We start from the raw sequence: 22,492 nt of genomic DNA, 5'->3' as shown, positions 1-22,492 counted from the left end.
TGGTAGTGTCCGGCCTGGTCACCACCACAGATCTGCAGGAGTCGCATGGATATCCGGCCCGCCCGTGCAGGCGATTTCGACGTGATGTGGGGCATGTTCGAGCAAGCCATTGCGACGCAGGATGCGCTGCCCTTTGCTGGCTCTTTCGCCGTCGAGACGTTTCGCGCGCATTGGTTCCAGGCCCAGGCACCTCATGTAGCTGTGCTGGAGGGCCGGGTTGTGGGCATGTACAAGATGGGCCCGAATTTCCCTGACCTTGGGGCGCATGTGGCCAGCGCCACGTATGTGGTCGACGCCGCGACACAGGGGCGGGGCGTGGGCCGAGCCCTGGTGGAACACAGCCTGGAGCTGGCGAGGGCGGAAGGGTTCCTGGCCATGCAGTTCAATTACGTGGTCAGCACCAACGGCCCGGCGGTGGCGCTGTACCGGAAGCTGGGGTTTGCGGTGGTTGGGACGCTGCCAGAGGCCTTCCGGCATGGCCAGCGCGGGTTGGTCGATGTCTTCGTGATGCACAGGTTCCTGTAGTGCCGTCGCAAGGGCGGTCGCCTCAATCAGCATTCTTCGGGAGTGTGATGACGAATGAGGTGCGGCCATCACGCCATCTTCCATGGACAGTGCCGCGGTGCGCGTGGCAGATTTCCCGCACCAGGAACAGGCCGAGGCCAAGGCTCGCGTGTTCTCCCTGTGACGCGTTGAGCGAGCCTCGGCGCAAGGGATCAAACAGGCTGTTGAACACTTCGTTCGACAGTTCGGCCCCCGTGTTGCTCACCGTGATCAGGATCTGGTCGGCGAGGCCCTCAACGCTGATCCGCACATCGGTGCCGTGTTCGCCGTACTTTGCAGCGTTGGTCGTGAGGTTGTGAACCGCCTCGCGCAACGAAGAGGCATCGAGGCAACCGCGGGCATCGCCTTCAACTTCATACGTGATGGGGACGTGGGGCAGGGCAGCGCGGAGCAATTCGACTTCCTCGCCAAGCGATTGGGCAAGATCGCAGTCCACCGGATGAATGGCCATCCCATCGCCCAGCTTGCTGCGGCTGTAAGCCAGCAGGTCGTCCAGCAGCTTTTTCATGCGCATGCTGCCGTTGATGATCCGCTCGGCCTGCTTGGCCAAAGCTGGGTCCTGCAGCCCACTGGCCAGGGTGTCTGCCGAGAAGATGATCGCTGCCAAGGGGCCTCGGAGATCATGCCCGAGCGCCGCGAGGAAGATCTGCCGCCAGGATTCGACCTCGGCAGAGAACTGAGCAAGGGATTCGGCCACCGCCTGGTCGATGGCCTCATTGAAACGAAGGATGTCATCGATCGATGAAGTGACCAGCCGCTGGTCGGATGCCCATCGCCGAAGTACCGAAGCCCGAAGCGCTCGATACTCAGCCACCATCTGGTTGAGGCCAAAGCCGGCGATGGCGCGGGTTCGGCCATGATAGGACGCGGCGGACTCGGGGCCGGGTTTCAACGGTGCAAGCCCGTGGGACTTTGCGAGCTGCTGGGAGTCTGTCTGCGGCGATCTGAGATCGTCTATGACCGCCTGAAGAATCTGGGGAAGATGATTCCGAAGTTGCTTTGCGCTGAACTCGACGGTATCGGGCGCCTGCGTTTCGGCGAATGCCACCGCGTCGTCGAGGATTTCCCGCGCATTCTGTTCGATAAAATCAGCCAGGCGCATCGCCAAACCCGTCCTTAAGTGGTGCGCCGAGCCTACACGAGGGCGTTTGGATACGGGGTGAGAAAGGCTCGGCCTGTGGAGCGCGGTTCTGCCGGTGTTGGGGCGGCCATTTGAAGGGGGAGCCTGCAGCGCGGGTTGGGCCCGGGCGGCGGTCGCCCGGGCCAGTCTGGCTAGAACATAATATACATTATGCGAAATCATGGATCGGCCGAATCCGAGCCTTCGTCTCTTCCGCATGGCAATGGCTGGGCCTCTGGCTCGGCTCTTGCCTGCGACCTCAGACTCCGGCCAAGGCCGTATTGACTTGACCGGCCCTTGGGCCGGTTTCGGATTCAAATGTGGACACTTTTCACACCCGAAGGTCATCAGCTGGAGCCGTGCGACATGCCTTGGTGGGCCCTGACTTGCGACATTGCCCGGGAATGGCGACTGATGATGGCGGAGGCTGTCCCTCCGGGCTTCGGCCACCCGGGGAGTCTCGTCCACGGCGAAATCTAGCGTCATCTACCTTGCCGATGCCCTCAGAATCCGCAGAGAACGGCAGTTGGGCATGTGTGCGCGTCCAATGTGGTCTACATGACTCGTGGGCCGAGGTCACGCCAGCGCGTGTAAGGCGCTCTCGTGCGGCGACGCCCCTACACCCCAGGAGACGCGGCTGCAGCCCGGTTTGGCGTAATCTTTCCAAAATTTCTTTTGGGGTGCCCATGGACAGGCGGAATTTTCCATCGACGGTAAACGGATATCTGAATCAATACGTCCAGTTGATGGATGTGAAGGCAACGGCGGTGGCAGCTGCGGCGCTTGTGCTTATCGGGTTGGGTCTTTCCGATCAGGCAAAGAGCGCCGATCCAATCCTGCGGATCGTGGGGGTTTCATTCGCTGGGGTGGCATCGTTCTACGCGCTGCATACAGTGCTTCCCAGAACGCCTCATAGCGGAAATGGGCATATCTTCTGGACTGATGTCTCGGGCTTTAAGAGCGCAGAGGACTACTGGAAATCAGTTGAGAAATTGACAGACGAAGACATCGGGCGGGAGTACGCGCGCCAGAATTTTGAGGTGAGTCGGATTCTCATCAGGAAGACGCTCCATGTTCGACGAGCGATAGTCTGGTTCGGAGCCGCCTGCGCTTCAATTGCCCTCGCAGTTGCGGTGAACTGACATGAGCCCTCGCCTTTCATTTGCGGACTACAGCGGCTATGTCTCAGCCCTCGCAAGTAGCGTCCCGACGACGATTGAGCGCCTGAGTGATATCACCAGCGGGCGTGTAGCGCCATCCGTAGAGGATCTCTCTATCGGTTCAGCGCGCAGTGTAACGGCTGCCGTGATCTTCTTCGACATCCGCGGCTTCACTAGAAGGACGTCCTCGTCGCAAATTGATGAGCTAAAGAAGACTCTTTTCATGCTGAACTGCGTGATTCCTTCCATGATGCGCGTCCTTTTCAGGCACGGCGCTTACGTTGAGAAGAATACTGGTGATGGCTTGATGGCGGTGTTGGGCGTTGCTGAAAACGCTGCCTCGATCGCATCTAAGGCGCTTTCCGCATGTAGCGAAATGTTGTTCGTGCTGGAGGATGTTGTGAATCCAGTCCTGAAGCAGCACGGGATCGAGCGAGTGGACGCTCGAGTCGGTGTCGATCTAGGCGACATTCTTCTCGCCCGTATTGGGGTGCCGCGAGGGGCTGCTAGTCACGATCGTAGCTCACTCACAGCAGTGGGGCCCGCGGCAAATATTGCATGCAAGCTGCAGGGCTTGGCCGGCACCAATGAAATATTCTGCGGGGACCGTCTTCGCGCAGGAGAATCATTGCTGGGTCAGGCATTCTTTGTCGATGTTACACCCCCGGACTGGACATGGGTCTATGGCGGCGGCGGACGCTACTCATGTTGGAGGTATACCCGTAAAACGGTGAGACCTACTTCACCGACAATATTGGGCGGAGGGCTTCTAAGAAATTTTGTGCCGACGGATGGGCCACGGTAATTTGAGAATGGCCGGATGCGGCGGGCCTTCTGGGAACGTGCAGAAGGGCATTTGCCAACGTACGATCAGGCCGTTCCCATTTGCCGCGGCGGCAGCCGGCCGTGTCTCGCTCGCGCTCGTCACAGACGTCCCGCTGCAGCCCTGATGCGCTCGGCGGTCGAAACAGACTGCTCATCAATCGGCCGCCGAAAGCTCATCTAGGCTATTCATTTACTCAGTACTCAAGTAGATTCATGAATGCACGCTGGGCAGCCACCTTCCGTACGAACGCGCCTAGCACCAGGGCGAAGAAAATGTCTGCGTGGTGGCGCACCTCTTCGTTCAACCTGATGGTGTCTACTGCGTGCCCTTGGTAGTAATCGCTACGCTCGCCGTCAACGCTGAATGTGCAGACGATATCCGCCTCGTCCATCTGTATCACGTGTCGTGATGACACTTCCTGCCCCCCTGTGGCGTGTGTAAAAGTCACGGACGTAACCCAAGAGTCGTTCTCTCGAAGCGGGCTGCCCGCCATCATCGACGGAACGAGTTGCTGTGATTCGCTAAGCTCTCGAATACGCTGCTCAAAGGCAACAGCGGCCCCTCGCATGGACATGAGGACGATGTGGCGCTGTGCCGTCTCGTGCTCACTCATCATTTCCTGATATCGCGCCACCGATTCCGCCATGTCGACGGGTTGAGCGGTCTGGCGAGGGTGTTGAATCTCATCAATGCGCTCGATTAGATTGTCGATTGATTGGAAGCGCAGATTTGGCGCAAGCTGGAAACCGACATCAAAGATGCTGGTTAGCCTATCCATCCTGGGGTCATCTTTAGTTGTAGTCGGAAAAGAATTGCGCAGGCGCTTATGGGGTGGTTCGCCGCCCCCGCCGAACGACAACGTTCGCGGGTATTCGTTTGTCAGAAGGTAGAAAAGTATTGCAACCACGAAGGTAACGTCCGATCTGGGGTCATTGCGCAGCTGGCCAGCGGTCATCTCCGGCAGGCGCACAAAGCGATTCCCGAGTTCCTGCCCTGCTCGCGTATGCCACCCGTCCTCGCGATCTTCGAGGGGGAGCCAGGCGATGCCGAAGTCGACCAGATGCAGCTTCCCTGCTGTGTCAACAATAATGTTCTCTGGCTTGATGTCGCGATGCAGGACGCCATTGGCATGACATCTTTCAACAATGCGCGCTAGTGACAGTGCAATTTCCAGCGATTCGTCGATGGGCATGGGCGCTGTCACGTACTGCTGCAGGTTATTACCGTCAATCCAGGCCTGGACGAGGTAAAGCTCTTCGTCATCTGCGGCTTGGCTAACGTTAGATTCAAAGATTTGGGGGACGCCGTCCCCTTGAACTTTTATTAGTCCCGCAACCTCTTGCTTCATTCGCCTCCGGCGCTCGTCACGATCTTGTGGATCTGGGAGCATTTCTTTCAGTGCGCCAAGCCGTCCACAGACGTTTCCGCGAACTTGCGTAATGGAGCCCTGTCCGCCGCCACGTTTTTTTACGCCCTCGACGGCGGTCCATCTGTCATTCCAAAGGAGAGGCTGAGCCTGAGTTTTCACGAGATTTCCAATTATTTAAAGGGTTCTTGCTGCTGAAATGCAGGTGCCTTTTTTTCCATCTAGCTAGCTGAGAGAGGTGCGGTGCTGAGTATCTCCAAGGATCAACTGACCACCCTGCGTTGATCTCGAGCATCTGCGGCCATTCACCACCTCAGATAGAAATTCCTCATCACGATTGGGTTGACTTGACAGGCATCACACGCTTTTGCGCGATCTCCAGCTTATTGACGTCCTCCGCAGGCACAAGAAGCACAACTTTCCCCGCTGGCTCCCACAGCACGTAACTATCACCTAAGCGACCCGCAAGTCCCAGGCCGCCTTGTACTTTGCCATCAATTGTCACACTCACCGTGGACGGGTTTCCGCTGGCAGTGATCTCCTTGGCGCGCCGCGATCCAAGCCAACTCGAAGAAATCGACACGTAGACAAGCATTACGAGAGCATAGATCAGCCACGGCGAGTCCTTTACGGCGGTTGGGAGCACTGGTGACAGGCGCACAGCTATTGCATATATGCCCACCGAGGCTGCACCTATCAGAAGGGACCATCCGTTCGACCACCAAAGCACTGCCACCAGACCCACAAGACAAAGCACCATCGCCAACCACGCCAGCAGGCTGGATTTAGACTTGCTCGCCGTCACCTTTCCTTCGATCCAGCCACCAAGTAGCAACGCAACCGGCAGGAACAACAACACCATGCCAATGCTCGCAAGGCCCGCCAGCGCAAGCTCGCTTACGGCGACAAACTGAAAGGGATCCAGTCCGAAATGGCCCCAGTACGCCTTCAGATAGAAGGCGCCTTGAATCAATCCAAAGGTGACGAGCGCCGAACCCCATCCAGCAACATCGGCCATCGTCAGTGTCTTTTTCGTACGCTCCATGTATCCCCCTTCCATCAATGCAGCTCGGCCACATAGTGGCATGCTGCGCTCCGCTCTGCAGAATCCACTCTATTAACGTGACGCGTCACGCCCGATCACCCCGCCCATTGGCGCCCCACCCCTCCCCCACTATAGTTCCACCCCTCACAAGGAACGAGGCGGCACACATGCCCTATATCGGAATCGGACTCCACGTACTGGCGGCCATCTACTTCGCGGTGCACGCCATCCGCTCGGGCCAGAGCCTCTATTGGCTCATCCTGCTCTTCTCCTTCCCACTGCTAGGCAGCATCGTCTACTTCCTGGCGATCTACTTCCCGGAAGCCCGCAACTCGCGCGGCGCGCGGCAGGCAATCCGCTCCGCCAAGCAGCTCATGGACCCGGGCCAGGACCTGCGCAACGCGCGTGCCGAACTGGCGCGTACGCCCACCGTGCAGAATCGGGTTCGCCTGGGCATGACGCTGCTGGATGCCGGCCAGGCCGAGGAAGCCAGAACCCTGCTGGAGCAGGCGGCCAGCTCGCCGCTGGGCGACGATCCCTACATCCTGACCGGCCTTGCCCGTGCCCGCCTCGATTCCGGGCAGCCCGCGCTTGCGGCGGAGACGCTGGACGGCCTGTTCGCCCGCCATCCGGATGTGCGCCGCAAGCCGGAACAGACCCTGCTTTACGCGCAGGCACTGGCGGCTGCCCAAGCGCCCGGCACCCGTGCCGCGTTCGAGCGAGCCGTGGAATGCGGAAACGATGCCGCCGCCCGCTGCCTGTACGCCGAGTGGTTGATGGCACAGCCGCAGCCCGCCGATCGTGAGCAGGCCCGCAGCCTGTTCGCCAGCATCATCGATGATGCCCAGCACTGGTCGCGCCACGCACGCAGCCACAATGCCGCATGGTTGGAGCGGACCAAGGTCGCGTTGAAGGGCTACTGACGCCTGGCGGCCTTTGGCAACCCTGTCGCATCCGCCTCGTTCACGGCCTCGCCGGGCGGATGCCGACACTCGTCAGGCGTGCACCGCCGACATCGACAACAGCCTTGCGGCACAAGGCTCCAGGCCCGTTGCGCCATATGCAACGATTCTGAAAATGTTGAATGTGGTGACGGCATCGGCCTTACTGCATTGGCATCGCGCACAGCCGGGCGTATTCCTCTCCGTGCCACCGAAAACAGGTGGCCGGGATTCGAAACCCCGGTAGTTCGCTGAAGTAAACGCTTGCCAGCCGGCATCACCCTGTGTGGTGCCGGCTGGCAATCCGTCGGCCGGCTATGGCGGGCGGTGCGTGGAGGCCTTGTGCCTGCCGGTCTAGCGAACACCGGGTTTCGAACCTCGCACCGTCCGCCACCTTTATCGGTGGCGGCTTCTGCATGCACGCAAGGAGCCCAGCCATGACCCAGCCCCACTCCCCTGCCCCGCCCCCGATTCGCGACACGCTTGCGAATGGCCCTGCGCTGGACCCGAACACCCTCATCGCCCTGCTGCACAGTATCGGCTCGGGCGCCGCCTCCGATGGCCAGCCGTGGCCGGAACGCCATCAGATGCCCGGCCGACGCATCGCCCTGGCAGATACCGATTGCTCTCTGGCGGGCCTTCGGGTGGTGCTGGAGATTCTGCTGGCCGCGCAGCGCGCCCGCGAGAACGGCGAGCTGGAGCAGTATGTTGGCCCTCGCGTCATGGAGGGCCTGATCATGGCCGGACTCGGCCTCGCCGCACACGCCAGTACGCGCCTGCATCCGGAGGGGTGAGTGGCGTGGTGCCGCTGGGCGGCCAACGCGCTCTGTCTTGTGGTGGTGGTTGCGGCACAGGCGCAGTGGCCGGCGACGCTAGTGCCCTCGCCTGTCGCGTTCCAAAACATCAACGACGATCGATTCTCACAACTGCGCCGCCAGGCGATGCAGTTCGTGGACTCTCGGCCACGACAGGGCTTCCAGTTCGTAGAGCGGCACCGAGATGCCGAGTTCCAGGTTCTTTGCCGGGGCATACCCGTGCTGTGGCTGGAGAGGCGCTCGCACCATCTGCTGTTGCAGGTCTCACTGGACGCGGAGCAGCGGGCGCCCGCCATTGTGCAGCTTGGTACGTTGCTTCAATGGCAGCTGGAGCCGGTGGGCTATCTGGAGCAGGTGCTGGCTGACGTGCCGGAACCTGTTCTGTCGGATCGGGTGCTGCAGATGTTCGGGGGCGGGGTGCCTGAGGGCGCGCGATGTGGCCCACACTGGTCACCTGCGCGACAGGCATTGGCCAAGTGACCATGCGGGTCACCTCCCGGCATCGATCCAGCCCGCATCGCGCGCACGCGCAAGATCTTCTGGCGTATCGATATCCAGGCCCAGTTCCGGTGCCTGCAGGACATGCACCGTATCGACAGGAAGTTGCCGCAGGCGCGCTCCGAAGCCCCGGTCACCGGCTGTACCGACAGGGGTGAACCAGGCGCGCGGCACGACTGCGGGAACGCCAAGCGCATTTGCGTGGCGGGTGCCCGCGCACGTTGACGCTGCGGCGCGGGCACCCGAAAGCAGCGCCTGCAGATGCAAGCTCTCGATTGCGGGCTGGTCGCATGCCACGACCATCACCGCGGTCACCGTGGGCAGCAGGTGTGCGCCGGCAACCTGCAGACTGCTCGCCAGGCCGCGTTCCCAGTGGGGATTGGTTACCGGCGTGGCATCCAGCCCGGCAATGCTGGATGTCACTGCCTGTGCGTTCGCGCCCACCACGACCAGTACCTGCGCTGGTGCGAGATCCCGCGCCAACCGCACCACGCGATGTACCAGGGTCTCGCCCTGCCGGGTCAGAAGCTGCTTGGGCTGGCCAAGTCGGGTGCTCCCGCCGGCAGCAAGCACGACGATCGCATGCGCGTCAGTCACCTGCCGTGCGCGCCTCGCCATTGCTGCAGCTGCGCGGCGATGCTGAGCGAAATCGCCTCTGGCCCTCGGCCGCCGATGTTCAGGCCGACCGGTGATCGAAGTCTCGGGGAAAGGCGGTGGCGCTGATCCGGTGTCAGCAGCTTGAACAGGTCCTCGCGCCTTCGCCGCGGACCCAGCAGTCCAATGAACGCGACGTTGGTATCAGCCAGGGCCACCAGCGCCTCCCGGTCCAGTTCGAAATCGTGATGCATCACCAGTGCCGCGTCGCACGGGTCGCCATGAAGGGCCTCGGCCGGGCTGGTCTGAAGATGCGCATCCGCGCACTGCCCGGCTGAGGCCCAGCGCGCTCGACGTTCGGCCACGCTGACCCGCCACCCCAGGCCGCGCAGCAGCGGAACCAGGAAGGGCGTTTCGGGACCGCCCCCCAACACCAGGGCCCGCGGAAGCCGAGGCAACGGCAAACACCACGCACCCTCGCCAAAGGGCTGCGTACCCTCCATCGGATGCAGCTGCCACGCCTGCTCGCGATGGCCGGTACGGAAAACGACCTGCCCCGACGTGCGAAGGTCGCGCTGGAGTGACACGCCCTCGCGCAACCAAGCCTCGATCACGTCGTCGATGCCTGCCATGGCACGCAATGGCAGCAGCGCAATCCGAAGCCGGCCGCGGCAGCCGAGCGCGGATCCGCTCAACAGGTCGTCGTCACTGCGGGTGTCGATCTCGATCCAGTCGACCCGCCCTGCCGCGCTCACCTGCTCCGCGCGTCGCGCGAGCTCGGGCTCCAGGCATCCGCCGCTCAGCCAGCCGACCTGGCTGCCGTTGCAGAACAGCACCATGTCGCCGGCACCGGCGTAGGTGGAGCCATCGGTTTCCAGCACCAGCGCGAGCACGGCGTGCTCCCCCGCACGCATGCGCGTCAAGGCCGTCTCGAGCACGCCGCGCGGGCTGCCTTCGGCGAGGAAGCCCGGCGCTGCGGACAGGTCCTCGGCAAGATCGCCGGGCTCCCCTCCGCCTGCGGCGGAGACCTCCAGAGTGGGCGAGGCTACGGGTCGGTCCATGCGCAACGTCAGCCTATGTCGGGCAAGCCGGGCAACAGCTTGTCCAGGGTGATGGGATAGCTGCGCACGCGCACGCCGGTTGCGTTGTAGATCGCATTGGCGATCGCGGCGCCAACCCCGCAGATGCCCAGTTCACCCACACCCTTGGCCTTCATCGGCGAGATCACCGGATCCAGCGTGTCGAGGAAGACCACCTCCTGGTACGGGATGTCGGCGTGCACGGGAACCTCGTAGCCGGCCAGGTCGTGGTTGATGAACAAACCAAGCCGTTTGTCGACCACCAGCTCCTCCATCAGGGTCGCGCCCGCACCCATCACCATCCCGCCGATGACCTGGCTGCGTGCGGAGAGCGGATTGAGGATCCGGCCGCCATCGCATACGGCAAGCATGCGGCGAATGCGCGTTTCTCCAGTGTAGGCATGCACGGCGACCTCGCAGAAATGTCCTGCATAGGTGCCGACGTCGTAGCCTTGTTTGAAGTCGCCGAAGGCAATGCCGTCCTCCGCCGACAGGGTTCCCGCCTCCGCCAGCGTGATGGTCCGCCCATCCGCCTGGATGCGGCCATTGGCGAAGTTTGCGGTGTCGCCGTCGAAGCCGAGTTTCTCGCCCACCTTGCGGCGCAGGCTGACGCACGCCGCGTACACGCCCGCGGTGGAGCTTGCCGCGCCCCACTGGCCGCCGGAACCGGCGGAGGCGGGATGACGGGAGTCACCGAGGGTGACCTGGACCTGGTCCAGCGGCACGCCCATGGTCTCGGCTGCCGTCTGCGCGATGATCGTGTAGGAGCCGGTGCCGATGTCGGTCATGTCGGTCTCGACAACCACCCCGCCCTGGCCGTCAAGCCGGACCCGCGCCGCCGACTTCATCGTCGGTGCGCCGCGATAGCCCGCGGACACGCCCATGCCGACCAGCCAATGCCCTTCCCTGACCTGCGCCGGCTTGGCATTGCGCTTGTTCCAGTTGAAGCGCTCCGCGCCTTCGCGCAGGCAGCGCACCAGGTTGCGGTCGGAGAACTTCTTGGACGGATCGCCGGGCACGACCTCGGGCTCGTTGAGGATGCGGAACGCGATCGGATCGAGGCCCAGCTTCTCGGCCATTTCGTCCATCGCCACTTCCAGCGCCATGTGGCCCGGTGCTTCACCCGGTGCGCGCATCGCATTGCCTTCGGGCATGTCGAGCGTGGCGATGTAGTTGGCCACCAGGCGGTTGGCGCCTGCATAGAGCTTGGGCGTCTGCAGGGTGCCGTTTTCGCCATCCTCGCCGTTGATGTTGCCCGACCAGTTCTCATGGGCGATGGCGGAGATCCGGCCATCCTTTCCGCAGCCGATCCGCACGCGCTGGAGGGTGGCGTGCCGGTGCGTGGTGTTGTTGGGCATCAACGGGCGTTGCAGCGCGATCTTCACCGGTCGCCCCACCTGCTTGGCCGCCAACGCGGCCAGCACCGCGTCGGCGCGGATGAACAGCTTGCCGCCGAAGCCGCCGCCGACATAGGGCGAGTCCACGCGCACCTTGGCAGGATCGATGCCGAGGATCGCCGCCATGCCCTGCCTGGCCCAGTCGATCATCTGGTTCGCCGTCCACAGCGTGAGCGTGTCACCCTCCCAGGCGGCGATGGTGGCGTGCGGCTCCATCATCGAATGACTTTCGTCGGAGGTGTGATAAGTCTCGTCGAGCTTGACCGCGGCGCTCGCGTAGGCGGTGTCGAAATCGCCCAGCGCCTGCCGGTCGGGCTTGCCGTCACGCCCCTTTGCCAGCGGCGCGGTCGGTGCCAGGGCCGGGAAATCGAAGCGGCCCTTGCTGCGCTCGTAGCGGGTGCGGATCAGCGCCGCGGCGGCGCGGGCCTGCTCGAAAGTCTCTGCCACCACGCAGGCGATGGCCTGGTGGTAGTGGGCCACTTCGGGTCCGCCGAACAACGGCGCGTTGTTCCAGTTCGATTTGCCGACCGGCTTGGTTTCCGGTGCGGTGATGACCGCCAGTACGCCGGGCGCGGCACGTGCGCGGGAGGCATCCATCGAAATGATGCGCCCCTTGCCGATGCCCGCACCGACGATGTAGCCGTAGGCCTGGTTCGGCGCCACGTCATGGCGCTCGTAGGCATAGGGGGCGGTGCCGGTGGTCTTGCGTGGACCGTCGATGCGCGGCGTCGACTTGCCGACGACCTTGGCCTTGTCGAACAGGTTGTCGCCGGCGGGGGCGTTGAATTCAAGGGGCATCAGCGCTCTCCTTCCACCAGCACGGCTGCGAGGGTGCGCTCGGCGAGCGCGATCTTGAACGCATTCTCCCGCGTGGGACGGGCACCGGCGAACACCTGCAGGGCCGCGGCCTTTACGCCGTCGCGCAGCAGCGGTTCGGCTGCCTCGACGCGCCACGGCTTGGGCGCAACTCCACCGAAGGCGAACCGCGCCGAGCCGTCTCGCTGCACGACCGCGGCGACCGACACCAGTGCGAACGCATAGGACGCGCGGTCACGTACCTTGTGGTACACGTGCCGACCGCCCAGGGGCTTCGGCAGCGTGACGTGGGTGATCAGCTCACCGCGCTGCAGCACGTTGTCCTGCTGCGGCCTATCGCCGGGGGAACGATGGAAATCGGCAATCGGGATGCTGCGCGTACTGCCGTCACCGCTGACGGTCTGGATCGAGGCGTCCAGCACCCGCAGGGCCACCGCCATGTCGCCCGGATAGGTCGCGATGCAGCTGTCCGAGGTGCCGATCACGCCCATCTGCCGGGAGAATCCCTCGAGCGCGCCGCAGCCTGATCCGGGCAGGCGCTTGTTGCAGGGCAGATGGGGGTCGTAGAAATACGGGCAGCGCGTGCGCTGCAGCAGGTTGCCGCCGGTGGTGGCTTTGTTGCGCAGCTGCCCGGAGGCGCCTGCCACTATCGCGCGGGTCAGCACCGCGTAGTCGCGGCGCACGCGCTCATGCGAGGCCAGCGCGGTATTGGTGACCAGCGTGCCGATGCGCAGGCCGCCCTCGTCGGTGGTTTCGATCCTGTCCAGGCCGATGTCCTGCACATCGACCAGGTGCGCTGGCGTCTCGACCTCAAGCTTCATCAGGTCGAGCAGGTTGGTCCCTCCGGCCAGGAACTTCGCGCCCTCGGTACCAGCGACGGCCTTGGCGGCCTCGGCTGGGGATTTCGCGCGTTCGTAACTGAAGGCCCTCATGAGCGCCTCCCTGCAGAGGTCACGCCAGCGACCTCTTCCATCGCCTCGGCAATGTTGGAATAGGCACCGCAGCGGCAGAGGTTGCCGCTCATGCGTTCGCGCATTTCCATGTTGGTGGCGCGGGGCCGTGCACTGACGTCTGCCTGTACATGGCTGGGGACACCCCGCTTGATCTCGTCCAGTACCGCCACCGCCGAGCAGATCTGCCCCGGCGTGCAGTACCCGCACTGGTAGCCGTCATGCTTGATGAAGGCGGCCTGCATCGGATGCAGGTCATCGGGGGTTCCGAGGCCTTCGATGGTGGTGATGGCATCACCCTGGTGCTGCACCGCCAGGCTGAGGCAGGCATTGATGCGCTCACCGTTGACCAGCACGGTACAGGCACCGCATTGACCGTGATCGCAGCCCTTCTTGGTCCCGGTCAGCTTCAGATGTTCGCGCAGCGCATCGAGCAGCGTGGTCCGGGTGTCGAGCTCAAGCTCCCGCCGCTTGCCGTTGACGGTCAACGCCACCGTGCTGATGACCGGCGGCCTGGGCGGCGGGGGCGTCGCCAGTTCGGCGGCGAGCGATGACGCCCCCGGTGCGGCGGACATTGCCACGGTCGTGACGCCGCCGGCGATCACCTGGCGACGCGTCAACTTCATTCCTTCATCACAACTTGGCACAGTGACCTCCTGGCGTTCGGGAAAATCCCGTGGCTGGATGGACGCGCTCACACTACCCAAGGGGCACTATGCCCATCTGCGGGGTACAGGCCTGTGAAGTCGGCGAAATGTGCGACCCTGCCAAGGCAGGCAACCGCGACTTTTACTCTTCAGCGCGGCACTCTTGAACCATGCGCATGCCTCATTGGATGGCTCACAGTTCTGCTTGTCTCTCACGGCGCTGGCTTCGAGGGTTCGGGCTCGTGGACGGAGCCCTCCAACAAGGCAACGTAGGTATCCAGCCGGGTGCGAAGGCCGATCAGCATCCAGCCCAGCAGGTACAGCAGCACCATGGCGAAGATAAGCAGTGCGCCTAGCAATCCAACATCGAAAGCGCCCGCCCAGTCGCCCCATTTCCATCCGCGGAACTGCAGGTAGAGGGCAATCAACAGCGGGAATGGCCCGAGCCGCTGCAGCCCGCCATACATCATGCCCATGCGCTCAATCATGTTTGTGCGCAGGGTGCTGACGAATTTGAGTCGCCGCTCGCGCTGGACGCGCGGGAATCCGCGAAGCTCGGTCACCACCGATTGCCAGTGAGCGAAGTCTTCATCCATCTCCCGGGCGTGCGAGAGCCGCGGTTGGCTGAACTGGCGGATACCTCTGCGGGCGGCCAGGACGCCACCGACAATGAACCCTCCGATTTCGATTGCCAGGCAGGCAACAACCACCTGAAGCACTGCGCCAACAGGCAGCCATCGATCCGGAAGCTGGCCAGTGAGAATGCCGATGACCGCCGCCCCCATGCCGATGCGGAACGCCCACGTCTCCACCCTGCCCGCCTTCGGGTAGATGCTGTGCTCAACCAGCCCCTGCACCCGCTGATAGAGCCAGTGGAATGTCAGTTCCTGCGAATCGGTCGTTGCCGGCGGATCGACGCCGCCCCCTGCCTGCATGTCCATTGCACCCCTGCCCCGGCCGGCGCAGATGCCGGCCGCCCCATCGTACCTGAGCACGCTTCGAAAGGCGCCCCAGCGGGAATCACATGCCCAGCTCCGACAACCCCGGGTGATCATCCGGGCGACGCCCCAGCGGCCAATGGAACTTGCGGTCGCTTTCCTTGATCGGCAGGTCGTTGATGCACGAGAAGCGGCGCTGCATCAGGCCGTCCTCGCCGAATTCCCAGTTTTCGTTGCCATAGGAACGGAACCAGTTGCCGGAGTCGTCGCGCCATTCGTATGCGTAGCGGACCGCAATGCGGTTTTCGGTAAAGGCCCAGAGCTCCTTGATCAGGCGGTACTCGAGTTCCTTGTTCCATTTGCGTGCCAGGAACTGCCGGGCTTCCTCCCGGCCGTTGGTGAATTCGGCACGGTTACGCCACTGGGTGTCGAGCGAATAGGCAAGCGACACCTTGTCGGCATCGCGGGAATTCCAGCCATCCTCGGCAAGGCGCACCTTCTGCGTGGCCGATTCGAGGGTGAACGGAGGAAGCGGCGGACGGGGTTGTTCTGCGGACACGGGGAGACCTCCAATCGAAATGGATACACGGGTTGCTTCAAAGGATCTGGCGTACCCAGGCGCTAACGCTTGGCCTGTTCCAACAACAGCTTCGCGACATCCTTCGCGGTGTCTGCGGCGTCGAGATCACCCATCACGCGCGACAGGGTGATGGCGCCTTCCATCAGGATCAGCAACTGGCGGGCCAGGTCCGCCGGCTGCTCCACATCCAGTTGTTCGGTAAGTTCCAGCGTGTAATCGAGCAGCTTCTGCTTGTGATTCCGCGCGATCTGCCGGATCGGATCGGCCGGATCGCCGACCTCCCCCGCGGTATTGATGAACGCACACCCGCGATAGCCCTCGGACTGGAACCAGCTCTTGAGCGCGGTGAACATGCCGAGGATGCGCGCTTCCGGGCTGTCGGCCTTGTCGCACTCCTGCCGGAACCAGGCCAACCAGCGCACGTCGCGCGCCTTCAACGCGGCGGCGGCCACGTCGTCCTTGTTCTCGAAGTGGCGGTAGATGCTCTTGCGCGCCACGCCCGAGGTCTTCACCAGCAGGTCCATGCCGGTGGCATGGATCCCGTTCTGGTAGATCAGCGCCTCGGCCGTGGCCAGGATCTTCTGTTGGGTGTCGGTGGTGACCTTGCTCATGGCTGCAAGGTAGAACGGTCGTTCTACACTGTCAACAGACAATCGCGAGCGATGGGGGCGCGCACATCCATGCAAGACGATCTATCAAGAAATCCGGACACTTCATCACCCGGGCGCCTGATCACAGGCGCAAAGTACGTCTCACCACCCACCCATGAGAGTTCCCGCATGAACACCTTCGCCCGTACGCTGGCGGTTGCCGCCCTCGCCCTCTCGGTCCAGGCCGGCCTGTCCGCGCAGGCCGCCGAACCGGCCAAGCCGGCCCCGGTCACCACCATCGCGCGCACCGCCAGCTACATCACCACCGCCGACGGCGTGCAGCTGTACTACAAGGACTGGGGCCCGAAGGACGGCCCGGTCGTGACCTTCAGCCATGGCTGGCCGTTGAATTCGGACAGCTGGGAGTCGCAGATGATCTTCCTGGCCAACCATGGCTACCGCGTCATCGCGCATGACCGTCGCGGCCACGGGCGCTCCAGCCAGCCATGGGACGGCAACGACATGGATCACTACGCCGATGACCTGGCCACGGTGATCGATACGCTGGACCTGCACGATGTGACCCTGGTGGGCTTCTCCACCGGTGGCGGCGAAGTGGCGCGCTACATCGGCCGGCACGGCACCGGGCGGGTGAAGAAGGCCGTGCTGATCAGCTCGGTGCCGCCGTTCATGCTGAAGACCGCCGACAACCCGAACGGCCTCCCGATCGAAGTGTTCGACGGCATCCGCAAGGCACAGATGGAGAACCGCGCGCAGCTGTACCGCGACATTCCGTCGGGCCCGTTCTATGGCTTCAACCGCCCAGGCGCGAAGGTGTCGCAGGGGCTGATCGACGCATGGTGGGCGCAGGGCATGCAGGGCGGCCACAAGAACACCTACGACTCGATCGCCGCGTTCTCGGCCACCGATTTCCGCGCCGACCTGAAGAAGTTCGATGTTCCTACCCTGGTGATCCACGGTGACGACGATCAGATCGTGCCGATCGATATCTCAGGCCGCCAATCGGCAAGGCTCATCAAGGGCGCCAGGATGATTGTCTACCCGGGTGCGCCGCACGGCCTGACCGACACCCACAAGGACAAGGTCAACCAGGATCTGCTGGCGTTCCTGCAGGAAAAGTGAGTGACCGGGGCTCTGTTGTGATGGCAGAGCCCTTCCTTCCCAGAAGCAGGGCTGGCACCGGAGAAGCGCCAGGTGCCGCGTCAGTGCACGATTGCGGGCGTAGGATTTCAGGCCAACGATGGAGCGTGTTCCGCACTTTGATGAAGGGTTAACCTCCAACGGAGGACACTGCGCCCTCACGGCTCTTCTCCGGCGCAGAATCCTTTGCTCCCGTGTCCAGCCCAAGACGACACGGCCATGCACCCTCCCAATGCCTTCCGGATCCATGCGATCCAGCCCCTTCTTGCGCGCAATGGCGCCATCGTTCGCCTCGATCAGTTGCGATCCACCTGCAAGAGTTGCGGCTTGCGCTCATCAATGACTCAGGACGAGGGCATCAAGACGAGTCCATCGGGCACGACGCTCACGTGCCCAGCGTGCGGTGCCACGGGGCTGATGGACGAGGTGGAGATATGGCACCACTGGCTCGAACAGTGCCGGCGTGAGCGGATGCTGGCGCTCTTCGATCCCGCGCCTGACGAACCACTGGAGCCTGGTGTCCCCGAATGAGAGCGGCTGTCATGGACTCTTCGGCCGGCGCCTCAGCGCCGCGCCTCAGCCGTCGCCCGGGTGCCGCCCCGCCAGGCTGCCCATCGTGAAGGCGTAGCCGGCCTCCTCCAGCAGCGCTCTCATGCGCAGCTCCACGCGCCTGGGTGAAAGCAGGCTGTTGGGCGCATACAAGGCGTAGACGTAGCCGGCGCCGTCGATGATTTCACGGCGCACGGCGCAGTCGTTGGATTCCGCCGCCTCGGACCAGACAGACATCAGCCTGGCCGGACTGATGGACTGCCCGTTGCGAAGGCGAAAGAACAGCCAGCGCACTCCCAGGGAATGGGCTGGATTCAACCTAGCCACTGAGAGCCTCCAATGCGCCGGAAGAGATCCGTGAGAACCTCAGGATCCAATCGTGGATGCTCGTCTTTTGAAGATCGCGGAAGGTCAATGCGCGCGGCACCCTTCACCAGTGCAGGCAGATCGGACTGAAGGTCGATCCACCATCCCGCAGGCAGCCGGAGCCCTGTGCCCGTTCTATCGTAGATGCAGATCGGAAAAGTCATCGCGTTGCTCCTGAATGACTCGAGCATACGCCTGCGCGATGTCAGGTCCGGATGCGACGCCTAGGGAGATGCCACATCGGCGCGCTTTGCGCATTCGAATACGTGTGCTTCGTCCTGCTGGACCCTGCGGAACGATTCCAGCCAGCCGAACGCTGCACCACGATTGTGAATCGTATCGCCGAGCCTGCCGGTCAGGCACCGTGCGCACTCCATCCCGCCAGGGCTGGGCGCGTGGCAGCAACGGCATTGCGCCATTGTTGTGGTTTTCTCCGGGCGACACTGGTACATGATCTTGGTCATCAGGCTGATCGCCTGGCTTTGTGCGGACATGCACGCTCCCTGTCTGCTGCGGAAGCAGCCGCGCGGCGCGCGGCTCCTCCTGTTCCTCAGCGGCGGGTATCGCCGCCGAGACCGCCCTTCTTTTCATCCGCTGGCTTCGGGCTCTCGCGATCCTTGTTGTCCTGCTGCTGTTGCTGTCCTTGCTTGCCGGGCTCCTCCCCGCCGGGTTCGCCCCCCTCGCCCTGCCCCTGCTGTGCAGGCTGTTCTGCTTCAGCGGACGCGTTGGAGCGGTCATTCCTGTTCTGTTCGGGGACGCTGTTCATTTCGATTCTCCGCCGCAGCAAGTCTGCTGCCGATTGACTGTGGGCGTGTCACCGTTACGGGAACGTACGGGGACGCGTCCCATATGAACAAGGGTCATGAACAGGCCCGCAGCAACAAGCGTGTACAGTGGAGTTTCGAAAAGGGGTAACGCCATGATCCATGGAAGAAGCAAGCACGTTGTCGACGTCGAGCGCGAGCTGGCCCACTGGAAAATCGCGTTCAACCTGGGCGCCCTGCCCGCGATGAGCTTCCGATATGAAGTGGCGCCCGTTATCCGGCTTGCCTGCGATATCTATGTGAGAGATCCGCATGGCACCCGGTCGGCATGGATCGACGATCTGCAGGGCAGGCTTGCGAAGCGATCGAGCCTGCGCGGCCATCCTGGCGCAGCGGAGATTGCCGATCGGTGCTGGTCCCTGCTTGGCTGCGCCTAGGCGCGGCTGGCTGCGTGATTCCGCTCGCGCATCAACTCATCATTCAGTACGTGGACAATGGACATCACCGCGTCGGCAAGTCCACGGGAATCGCTTATGGATCCGTAGAAGTAGATCCTGGCGCCTTCAATGCGAACATCCGCCAGCTGGAGCTGGGACGCCAGTGCCCTGCACTTGATGAGGAACATCTCTGTCCAGCGAGCGCCCGGCGCCACATCCAGCAGCGCGGTGATGGCTTCGTCGGTGGATGCGTCTACACGCTCATGCAACAACGGGACATCGAAGCCGACGATTCTTGGGAGCATGGAAGCGTTCACCTGACCATCCTCTCGCTGATGGGCGCTGCGAGTACTCCCACAGTACAACAGAATGCATGCAGCCCCGGATGAGATGGCGTCAGCTGGCCTGCCCCAGCTCGCGCGCAAGGAACGGCGCAGTCCTGCTTCCCTTGGCGCGGGCCACCTGTTGCGGCGTGCCCTTCGCCACGATGGTGCCACCCGCGCCGCCTGCACCTGGCCCGACATCAATCACCCAGTCCGCCTGTGCGACAGAACGCATGTCGTGCTCGATCATCACCACGGTGTTGCCAGCCTCCACCAGCCGTTGCAGCTGCGCCAGTAACCTGTCCGCGTCAGATGCATGAAGGCCGGTGGTGGGCTCATCCAGCACATACAGCGTGCGCCCGCGCTGGCTGCGCTGCAGCTCGGTCGCCAGCTTTATGCGCTGTGCCTCACCGCCTGAAAGCTCGGTGGCCGGCTGGCCCAGCCGCAGGTAGCCCAGACCGATTTCCTGCAGCAACTGCAGCGGGCGGGCAATGGCGTCTTCTTCGGCGAAGAACGCCTGCGCCTGGTCCACCGTCATCTGCAGGACCTCGGCGATGGTGCGACCATTCCACAGCACCTTCAGGGTGGCCTCGTTGTAGCGGGCGCCATGGCAGGTGGGGCACGGCGCATAGACGCTCGGCATGAACAGCAGTTCGACGCTGACGAAGCCCTCGCCTTCGCAGGTTTCGCACCGGCCCTTGGCCACGTTGAACGAAAAGCGGCCCGCGTCGAATCGGCGGCGGCGCGCGTCGGGTGTCGCGGCGAAGAGCTTGCGCACGTGATCGAACAGGCCGGTGTAGGTGGCCAGATTGGATCGTGGCGTGCGGCCGATGGGCTTCTGGTCTACCTGCACTACGCGCTGGATGGCGTCCACGTCGCCGGCCAGCTGGCCCCGCGTGGCTTCGATCACGGTCGGCCCATCCGCGGGCGTGCTGTCGGCGCTGTCGTCCACCGGCTCATGCCCCAGGTGCAGCAGCATCAGCTCGGGCAGCGCCTGCGCCATCAGGCTGGACTTGCCCGACCCGGAAATGCCGGTCACTGCGGTCAGAAGCCCCAGCGGCACCTGTGCGTCCACGCCCTGCAGGTTGTGGCGGTGGATACCCTTCAGCTCCAGCCAGCTGATGACACTGCGCTGCCGGCTGGCGGGCGCAGGCACCTGGTCGAACAGGTACTGCGCCGTGCGCGAATCCTGAACGTCGCGCAGGCCATCGGGCTCGCCACTGTAGAGAACGCGTCCGCCATGCTCCCCTGCCTGCGGGCCCACATCGACCAGCCACTGCGCGCGGCGCATCAGCTCCAGATCATGTTCAACAACGAACACCGAGTTACCGCCGTCGCGCAGCCGTTCCAGTGCGTCGTACAGCGCCTGGCTGTCGGCCGGATGCAGGCCGGCCGAGGGTTCGTCGAGCACGTACAGCACGCCAAACAGCAACGAGCTGAGCTGCGTGGCCAGCCGCAGGCGCTGCAGTTCGCCGGCCGACAGCGTGGGCGTGGCGCGATCAAGTGATAGATAGCCCAGGCCGAGCTCGCGCAGTTGCCGTACCCGCGACATGACCCCGCCCGCCAGGCGTTGTGCCGCCAGGCGCTTTTCCTCAGACAAGGCTGAGGTCAGGCGCACGTCGGGTGCGCCTTCGTGGGTCGCGCGGTCACTTGCTGCCCGCTTGGCGCGATCGCGGGGCGTTGCACGCCTGCTGGAACGCGCGCCGTGGCTGTGTGCACTGAAGTCGCCCCGCGCGATGGGCTCGAGCAACGCCGCCAGCTGGTCCAATGGCAGCCGCATGAACTCGCCGATATCCACACCGGCAAAGGTGACCGAAAGCGCCTCCGGCTTCAGGCGCTTTCCGTGGCAGGCGGGGCACAGCTTGCCTTCCATGTAGCGCGACACACGCTTGCGCATCAGGGCGCTCTGGGTGTTGGCAAAGGTGTGCAGCACGTAGCGGCGTGCGCCGGTGTACGTGCCCATGTAGCTGGGCTCCTGCTTGCGCTTGAGTGCGGTACGGGTCTCGGCCGGCGTGAAGCCGGCATAGACCGGCACGGTGGGCGTCTCCTCGGTGAACAGGATCCACTCACGGTCCTTCTTCGGCAGTTTCTTCCACGGCACATCGATGTCGTAGCCCAGCGTGACCAGGATGTCGCGCAGGTTCTGGCCATGCCATGCCGGTGGCCAGGACGCGATGGCGCGCTCGCGGATGCTCAGCGACGGGTCCGGAACCATCAGTGCTTCAGTCACTTCGTAGACATACCCCAGGCCATGGCAGGTGCTGCAGGCGCCCTGTGGGGTGTTGGGCGAGAAGTCTTCGGCGTACAGCATGGGCTGGTGGGCCGGGTAGGCTCCCGCCCGCGAGAACATCATGCGCACCAGGCTGGACAGCGTGGTCACGCTGCCCACCGAGGAGCGCGCATTGCTGGCGCCGCGCTGCTGCTGCAGGGCGACCGCCGGGGGCAGCCCGTCGATGGCATCCACATCGGGCACGCCCGCCTGGTCGATCAGGCGGCGCGCATAGGGTGCGACGGATTCGAAGTAGCGCCGCTGCGCCTCGGCGAAAACCGTGCCGAAGGCCAACGAGGACTTGCCGGATCCCGACACGCCGGAGAACACCACCAGTGCATTGCGCGGAATGGAGACATCGACATTCTTCAGGTTGTGCTCGCGCGCACCGCGGACCTCGATGCAGCCGCTGGCTGCGGCAGCACATGACGACTCGCCATAGGGGGTGTTGGACATCTCAGCATTCCTGCAATCGGTGGGCGGCTCGCGCATGGTGCGCCCGGTAGGCCATTCTCGCTGTTGCGGGGTGAATGGCGTGAGGGGGTGCGCAACCACGTGCCGCATCAGAACGCCATGGCCGACGCAGACCGCGCCGCCGCGCTGATTGTTAACGCGTATTGCCTGAAGGTTTGACATCACGTTGCCCCGCCCTTGATGGGGCCGCTCACAGCGCATTCCTATGCTGGGCCCGCCACCT

25 protein-coding genes are annotated in these 22,492 nt (G+C 63.7%); 9 read left to right on the top strand and 16 right to left on the bottom strand.

Annotated elements, in window-relative coordinates; translation table 11 throughout:
• Nucleotides 1-45: 45 nt before the first annotated feature.
• Nucleotides 46-525, top strand: coding sequence for a GNAT family N-acetyltransferase (locus tag VG566_RS01600; protein ID WP_241883854.1), 480 nt, complete (start codon nucleotides 46-48; stop codon nucleotides 523-525).
• 22 nt (nucleotides 526-547) lie between these two features.
• On the opposite strand, the gene VG566_RS01595 is transcribed toward VG566_RS01600, so the two are convergent.
• A complete protein-coding gene (locus VG566_RS01595; protein WP_241883855.1) occupies nucleotides 548-1,666 on the bottom strand; it encodes a sensor histidine kinase in 1,119 nt (372 codons plus the stop codon).
• A gap of 704 nt (nucleotides 1,667-2,370) precedes the next feature.
• On the opposite strand from VG566_RS01595, the gene VG566_RS01590 reads away from it, so the two are divergent.
• On the top strand, nucleotides 2,371-2,826 hold the full coding sequence (locus tag VG566_RS01590) for a Pycsar system effector family protein (RefSeq protein WP_158454142.1): 456 nt from the start codon (nucleotides 2,371-2,373) through the stop codon (nucleotides 2,824-2,826).
• A 1-nt stretch (nucleotide 2,827) separates the two neighbouring features.
• Entirely contained in the window at nucleotides 2,828-3,649 is an 822-nt protein-coding gene (locus VG566_RS01585; protein WP_241883856.1) for an adenylate/guanylate cyclase domain-containing protein, read from the top strand.
• 214 nt (nucleotides 3,650-3,863) lie between these two features.
• Here the strand turns inward: VG566_RS01585 and VG566_RS01580 are convergent, their stop codons facing one another.
• Both VG566_RS01580 and VG566_RS01575 read right to left on the bottom strand, forming a co-directional pair.
• Nucleotides 3,864-5,198, bottom strand: coding sequence for a protein kinase domain-containing protein (locus tag VG566_RS01580; RefSeq protein WP_241883857.1), 1,335 nt, complete (start codon nucleotides 5,196-5,198; stop codon nucleotides 3,864-3,866).
• Between the two features lie 169 nt (nucleotides 5,199-5,367).
• On the bottom strand, nucleotides 5,368-6,081 hold the full coding sequence (locus VG566_RS01575) for a hypothetical protein (RefSeq protein ID WP_241883858.1): 714 nt from the start codon (nucleotides 6,079-6,081) through the stop codon (nucleotides 5,368-5,370).
• A 167-nt stretch (nucleotides 6,082-6,248) separates the two neighbouring features.
• On the opposite strand from VG566_RS01575, the gene VG566_RS01570 reads away from it, so the two are divergent.
• The 3 genes from VG566_RS01570 (at nucleotide 6,249) to VG566_RS01560 (ending at nucleotide 8,317) form a co-directional block, all read left to right on the top strand.
• Nucleotides 6,249-7,004, top strand: a complete 756-nt coding sequence (locus tag VG566_RS01570; protein ID WP_241883859.1) for a tetratricopeptide repeat protein — start codon at nucleotides 6,249-6,251, stop codon at nucleotides 7,002-7,004.
• A 455-nt stretch (nucleotides 7,005-7,459) separates the two neighbouring features.
• Nucleotides 7,460-7,816 (top strand): hypothetical protein, encoded by a 357-nt coding sequence (locus tag VG566_RS01565; RefSeq protein ID WP_241883860.1) that lies wholly within the window; start codon nucleotides 7,460-7,462, stop codon nucleotides 7,814-7,816.
• A complete protein-coding gene (locus tag VG566_RS01560; protein WP_241883861.1) occupies nucleotides 7,817-8,317 on the top strand; it encodes a hypothetical protein in 501 nt (166 codons plus the stop codon).
• Between the two features lie 9 nt (nucleotides 8,318-8,326).
• Here VG566_RS01560 and VG566_RS01555 read toward each other — a convergent pair whose 3' ends face one another.
• From VG566_RS01555 to VG566_RS01520, 8 genes are all read right to left on the bottom strand, one after another.
• Complete coding sequence (locus VG566_RS01555; protein ID WP_277877566.1) at nucleotides 8,327-8,953, bottom strand: nucleotidyltransferase family protein; 627 nt, start codon at nucleotides 8,951-8,953, stop codon at nucleotides 8,327-8,329.
• A complete protein-coding gene (locus VG566_RS01550) occupies nucleotides 8,929-9,990 on the bottom strand; it encodes an XdhC/CoxI family protein (RefSeq protein ID WP_241883863.1) in 1,062 nt (353 codons plus the stop codon). The genes VG566_RS01555 and VG566_RS01550 overlap by 25 nt, the downstream gene beginning before the upstream one ends.
• 8 nt (nucleotides 9,991-9,998) lie before the next feature.
• Nucleotides 9,999-12,203 carry an aldehyde oxidoreductase molybdenum-binding subunit PaoC gene (gene paoC, locus VG566_RS01545; RefSeq protein ID WP_241883864.1) on the bottom strand — a complete coding sequence of 735 codons (2,205 nt, stop codon included), beginning with the start codon at nucleotides 12,201-12,203 and terminating at the stop codon, nucleotides 9,999-10,001.
• Complete coding sequence (locus VG566_RS01540) at nucleotides 12,203-13,153, bottom strand: FAD binding domain-containing protein (protein WP_241883865.1); 951 nt, start codon at nucleotides 13,151-13,153, stop codon at nucleotides 12,203-12,205. The genes paoC and VG566_RS01540 overlap by 1 nt, the downstream gene beginning before the upstream one ends.
• The gene (gene paoA / locus VG566_RS01535) at nucleotides 13,150-13,797 is read right to left on the bottom strand and encodes an aldehyde dehydrogenase iron-sulfur subunit PaoA (RefSeq protein ID WP_014647154.1); all 648 of its coding nucleotides are present in this window, start codon (nucleotides 13,795-13,797) and stop codon (nucleotides 13,150-13,152) included. Before paoA ends, VG566_RS01540 begins: the two co-directional genes overlap by 4 nt.
• A gap of 233 nt (nucleotides 13,798-14,030) precedes the next feature.
• On the bottom strand, nucleotides 14,031-14,759 hold the full coding sequence (locus VG566_RS01530) for a hypothetical protein (RefSeq protein WP_197561100.1): 729 nt from the start codon (nucleotides 14,757-14,759) through the stop codon (nucleotides 14,031-14,033).
• Nucleotides 14,760-14,838: 79 nt separating this feature from the next.
• Complete coding sequence (locus VG566_RS01525; protein ID WP_064238549.1) at nucleotides 14,839-15,315, bottom strand: DUF1348 family protein; 477 nt, start codon at nucleotides 15,313-15,315, stop codon at nucleotides 14,839-14,841.
• Between the two features lie 62 nt (nucleotides 15,316-15,377).
• Nucleotides 15,378-15,947 (bottom strand): TetR/AcrR family transcriptional regulator, encoded by a 570-nt coding sequence (locus VG566_RS01520; RefSeq protein ID WP_103282336.1) that lies wholly within the window; start codon nucleotides 15,945-15,947, stop codon nucleotides 15,378-15,380.
• Between the two features lie 168 nt (nucleotides 15,948-16,115).
• On the opposite strand from VG566_RS01520, the gene VG566_RS01515 reads away from it, so the two are divergent.
• Nucleotides 16,116-17,069 carry an alpha/beta fold hydrolase gene (locus VG566_RS01515; RefSeq protein ID WP_197561101.1) on the top strand — a complete coding sequence of 318 codons (954 nt, stop codon included), beginning with the start codon at nucleotides 16,116-16,118 and terminating at the stop codon, nucleotides 17,067-17,069.
• Between the two features lie 237 nt (nucleotides 17,070-17,306).
• Nucleotides 17,307-17,618 carry a hypothetical protein gene (locus tag VG566_RS01510; RefSeq protein WP_010485735.1) on the top strand — a complete coding sequence of 104 codons (312 nt, stop codon included), beginning with the start codon at nucleotides 17,307-17,309 and terminating at the stop codon, nucleotides 17,616-17,618.
• A 45-nt stretch (nucleotides 17,619-17,663) separates the two neighbouring features.
• Here the strand turns inward: VG566_RS01510 and VG566_RS01505 are convergent, their stop codons facing one another.
• The 3 genes from VG566_RS01505 to VG566_RS01495 form a co-directional block, all read right to left on the bottom strand.
• On the bottom strand, nucleotides 17,664-17,963 hold the full coding sequence (locus tag VG566_RS01505; protein WP_012480275.1) for a hypothetical protein: 300 nt from the start codon (nucleotides 17,961-17,963) through the stop codon (nucleotides 17,664-17,666).
• Nucleotides 17,964-18,226: 263 nt separating this feature from the next.
• Nucleotides 18,227-18,496: a hypothetical protein gene (locus VG566_RS01500; RefSeq protein WP_012480276.1), complete on the bottom strand. Its 270-nt coding sequence runs from the start codon at nucleotides 18,494-18,496 to the stop codon at nucleotides 18,227-18,229.
• 56 nt (nucleotides 18,497-18,552) lie between these two features.
• Nucleotides 18,553-18,768, bottom strand: a complete 216-nt coding sequence (locus tag VG566_RS01495) for a hypothetical protein (protein ID WP_044570206.1) — start codon at nucleotides 18,766-18,768, stop codon at nucleotides 18,553-18,555.
• Nucleotides 18,769-18,921: 153 nt separating this feature from the next.
• On the opposite strand from VG566_RS01495, the gene VG566_RS01490 reads away from it, so the two are divergent.
• Nucleotides 18,922-19,203, top strand: coding sequence for a hypothetical protein (locus tag VG566_RS01490; RefSeq protein ID WP_010485730.1), 282 nt, complete (start codon nucleotides 18,922-18,924; stop codon nucleotides 19,201-19,203).
• On the opposite strand, the gene VG566_RS01485 is transcribed toward VG566_RS01490, so the two are convergent.
• Nucleotides 19,200-19,520, bottom strand: a complete 321-nt coding sequence (locus VG566_RS01485; RefSeq protein ID WP_241883866.1) for a hypothetical protein — start codon at nucleotides 19,518-19,520, stop codon at nucleotides 19,200-19,202. The two genes, VG566_RS01490 and VG566_RS01485, sit on opposite strands and share 4 nt — an antisense overlap.
• Nucleotides 19,521-19,599: 79 nt before the next feature.
• The gene (locus VG566_RS01480) at nucleotides 19,600-22,251 is read right to left on the bottom strand and encodes an excinuclease ABC subunit UvrA (RefSeq protein ID WP_197561102.1); all 2,652 of its coding nucleotides are present in this window, start codon (nucleotides 22,249-22,251) and stop codon (nucleotides 19,600-19,602) included.
• Nucleotides 22,252-22,492: the final 241 nt, after the last annotated feature.

This window comes from Stenotrophomonas sp. CASM114 (genome assembly GCF_049384325.1).
Classification (GTDB): domain Bacteria; phylum Pseudomonadota; class Gammaproteobacteria; order Xanthomonadales; family Xanthomonadaceae; genus Stenotrophomonas; species Stenotrophomonas muris.
This window is presented reverse-complemented; position numbering and strand designations above follow the sequence as displayed.

Bases quoted from the DNA above. Each gene is read 5' to 3' on its own strand.
- VG566_RS01600 (WP_241883854.1), top strand. From the start codon at position 46: ATGGATATCCGGCCCGCCCGTGCAGGCGATTTCGACGTGATGTGGGGC.
- VG566_RS01595 (WP_241883855.1), bottom strand. From the start codon at position 1,666: ATGCGCCTGGCTGATTTTATCGAACAGAATGCGCGGGAAATCCTCGAC.
- VG566_RS01590 (WP_158454142.1), top strand. From the start codon at position 2,371: ATGGACAGGCGGAATTTTCCATCGACGGTAAACGGATATCTGAATCAA.
- VG566_RS01585 (WP_241883856.1), top strand. From the start codon at position 2,828: ATGAGCCCTCGCCTTTCATTTGCGGACTACAGCGGCTATGTCTCAGCC.
- VG566_RS01575 (WP_241883858.1), bottom strand. From the start codon at position 6,081: ATGGAGCGTACGAAAAAGACACTGACGATGGCCGATGTTGCTGGATGG.
- VG566_RS01570 (WP_241883859.1), top strand. From the start codon at position 6,249: ATGCCCTATATCGGAATCGGACTCCACGTACTGGCGGCCATCTACTTC.
- VG566_RS01565 (WP_241883860.1), top strand. From the start codon at position 7,460: ATGACCCAGCCCCACTCCCCTGCCCCGCCCCCGATTCGCGACACGCTT.
- VG566_RS01555 (WP_277877566.1), bottom strand. From the start codon at position 8,953: ATGGCGAGGCGCGCACGGCAGGTGACTGACGCGCATGCGATCGTCGTG.
- VG566_RS01550 (WP_241883863.1), bottom strand. From the start codon at position 9,990: ATGGACCGACCCGTAGCCTCGCCCACTCTGGAGGTCTCCGCCGCAGGC.
- paoC (WP_241883864.1), bottom strand. From the start codon at position 12,203: ATGCCCCTTGAATTCAACGCCCCCGCCGGCGACAACCTGTTCGACAAG.
- VG566_RS01540 (WP_241883865.1), bottom strand. From the start codon at position 13,153: ATGAGGGCCTTCAGTTACGAACGCGCGAAATCCCCAGCCGAGGCCGCC.
- paoA (WP_014647154.1), bottom strand. From the start codon at position 13,797: ATGAAGTTGACGCGTCGCCAGGTGATCGCCGGCGGCGTCACGACCGTG.
- VG566_RS01530 (WP_197561100.1), bottom strand. From the start codon at position 14,759: ATGGACATGCAGGCAGGGGGCGGCGTCGATCCGCCGGCAACGACCGAT.
- VG566_RS01520 (WP_103282336.1), bottom strand. From the start codon at position 15,947: ATGAGCAAGGTCACCACCGACACCCAACAGAAGATCCTGGCCACGGCC.
- VG566_RS01515 (WP_197561101.1), top strand. From the start codon at position 16,116: ATGAACACCTTCGCCCGTACGCTGGCGGTTGCCGCCCTCGCCCTCTCG.
- VG566_RS01510 (WP_010485735.1), top strand. From the start codon at position 17,307: ATGCACCCTCCCAATGCCTTCCGGATCCATGCGATCCAGCCCCTTCTT.
- VG566_RS01500 (WP_012480276.1), bottom strand. From the start codon at position 18,496: ATGTCCGCACAAAGCCAGGCGATCAGCCTGATGACCAAGATCATGTAC.
- VG566_RS01495 (WP_044570206.1), bottom strand. From the start codon at position 18,768: ATGAACAGCGTCCCCGAACAGAACAGGAATGACCGCTCCAACGCGTCC.
- VG566_RS01490 (WP_010485730.1), top strand. From the start codon at position 18,922: ATGATCCATGGAAGAAGCAAGCACGTTGTCGACGTCGAGCGCGAGCTG.
- VG566_RS01480 (WP_197561102.1), bottom strand. From the start codon at position 22,251: ATGTCCAACACCCCCTATGGCGAGTCGTCATGTGCTGCCGCAGCCAGC.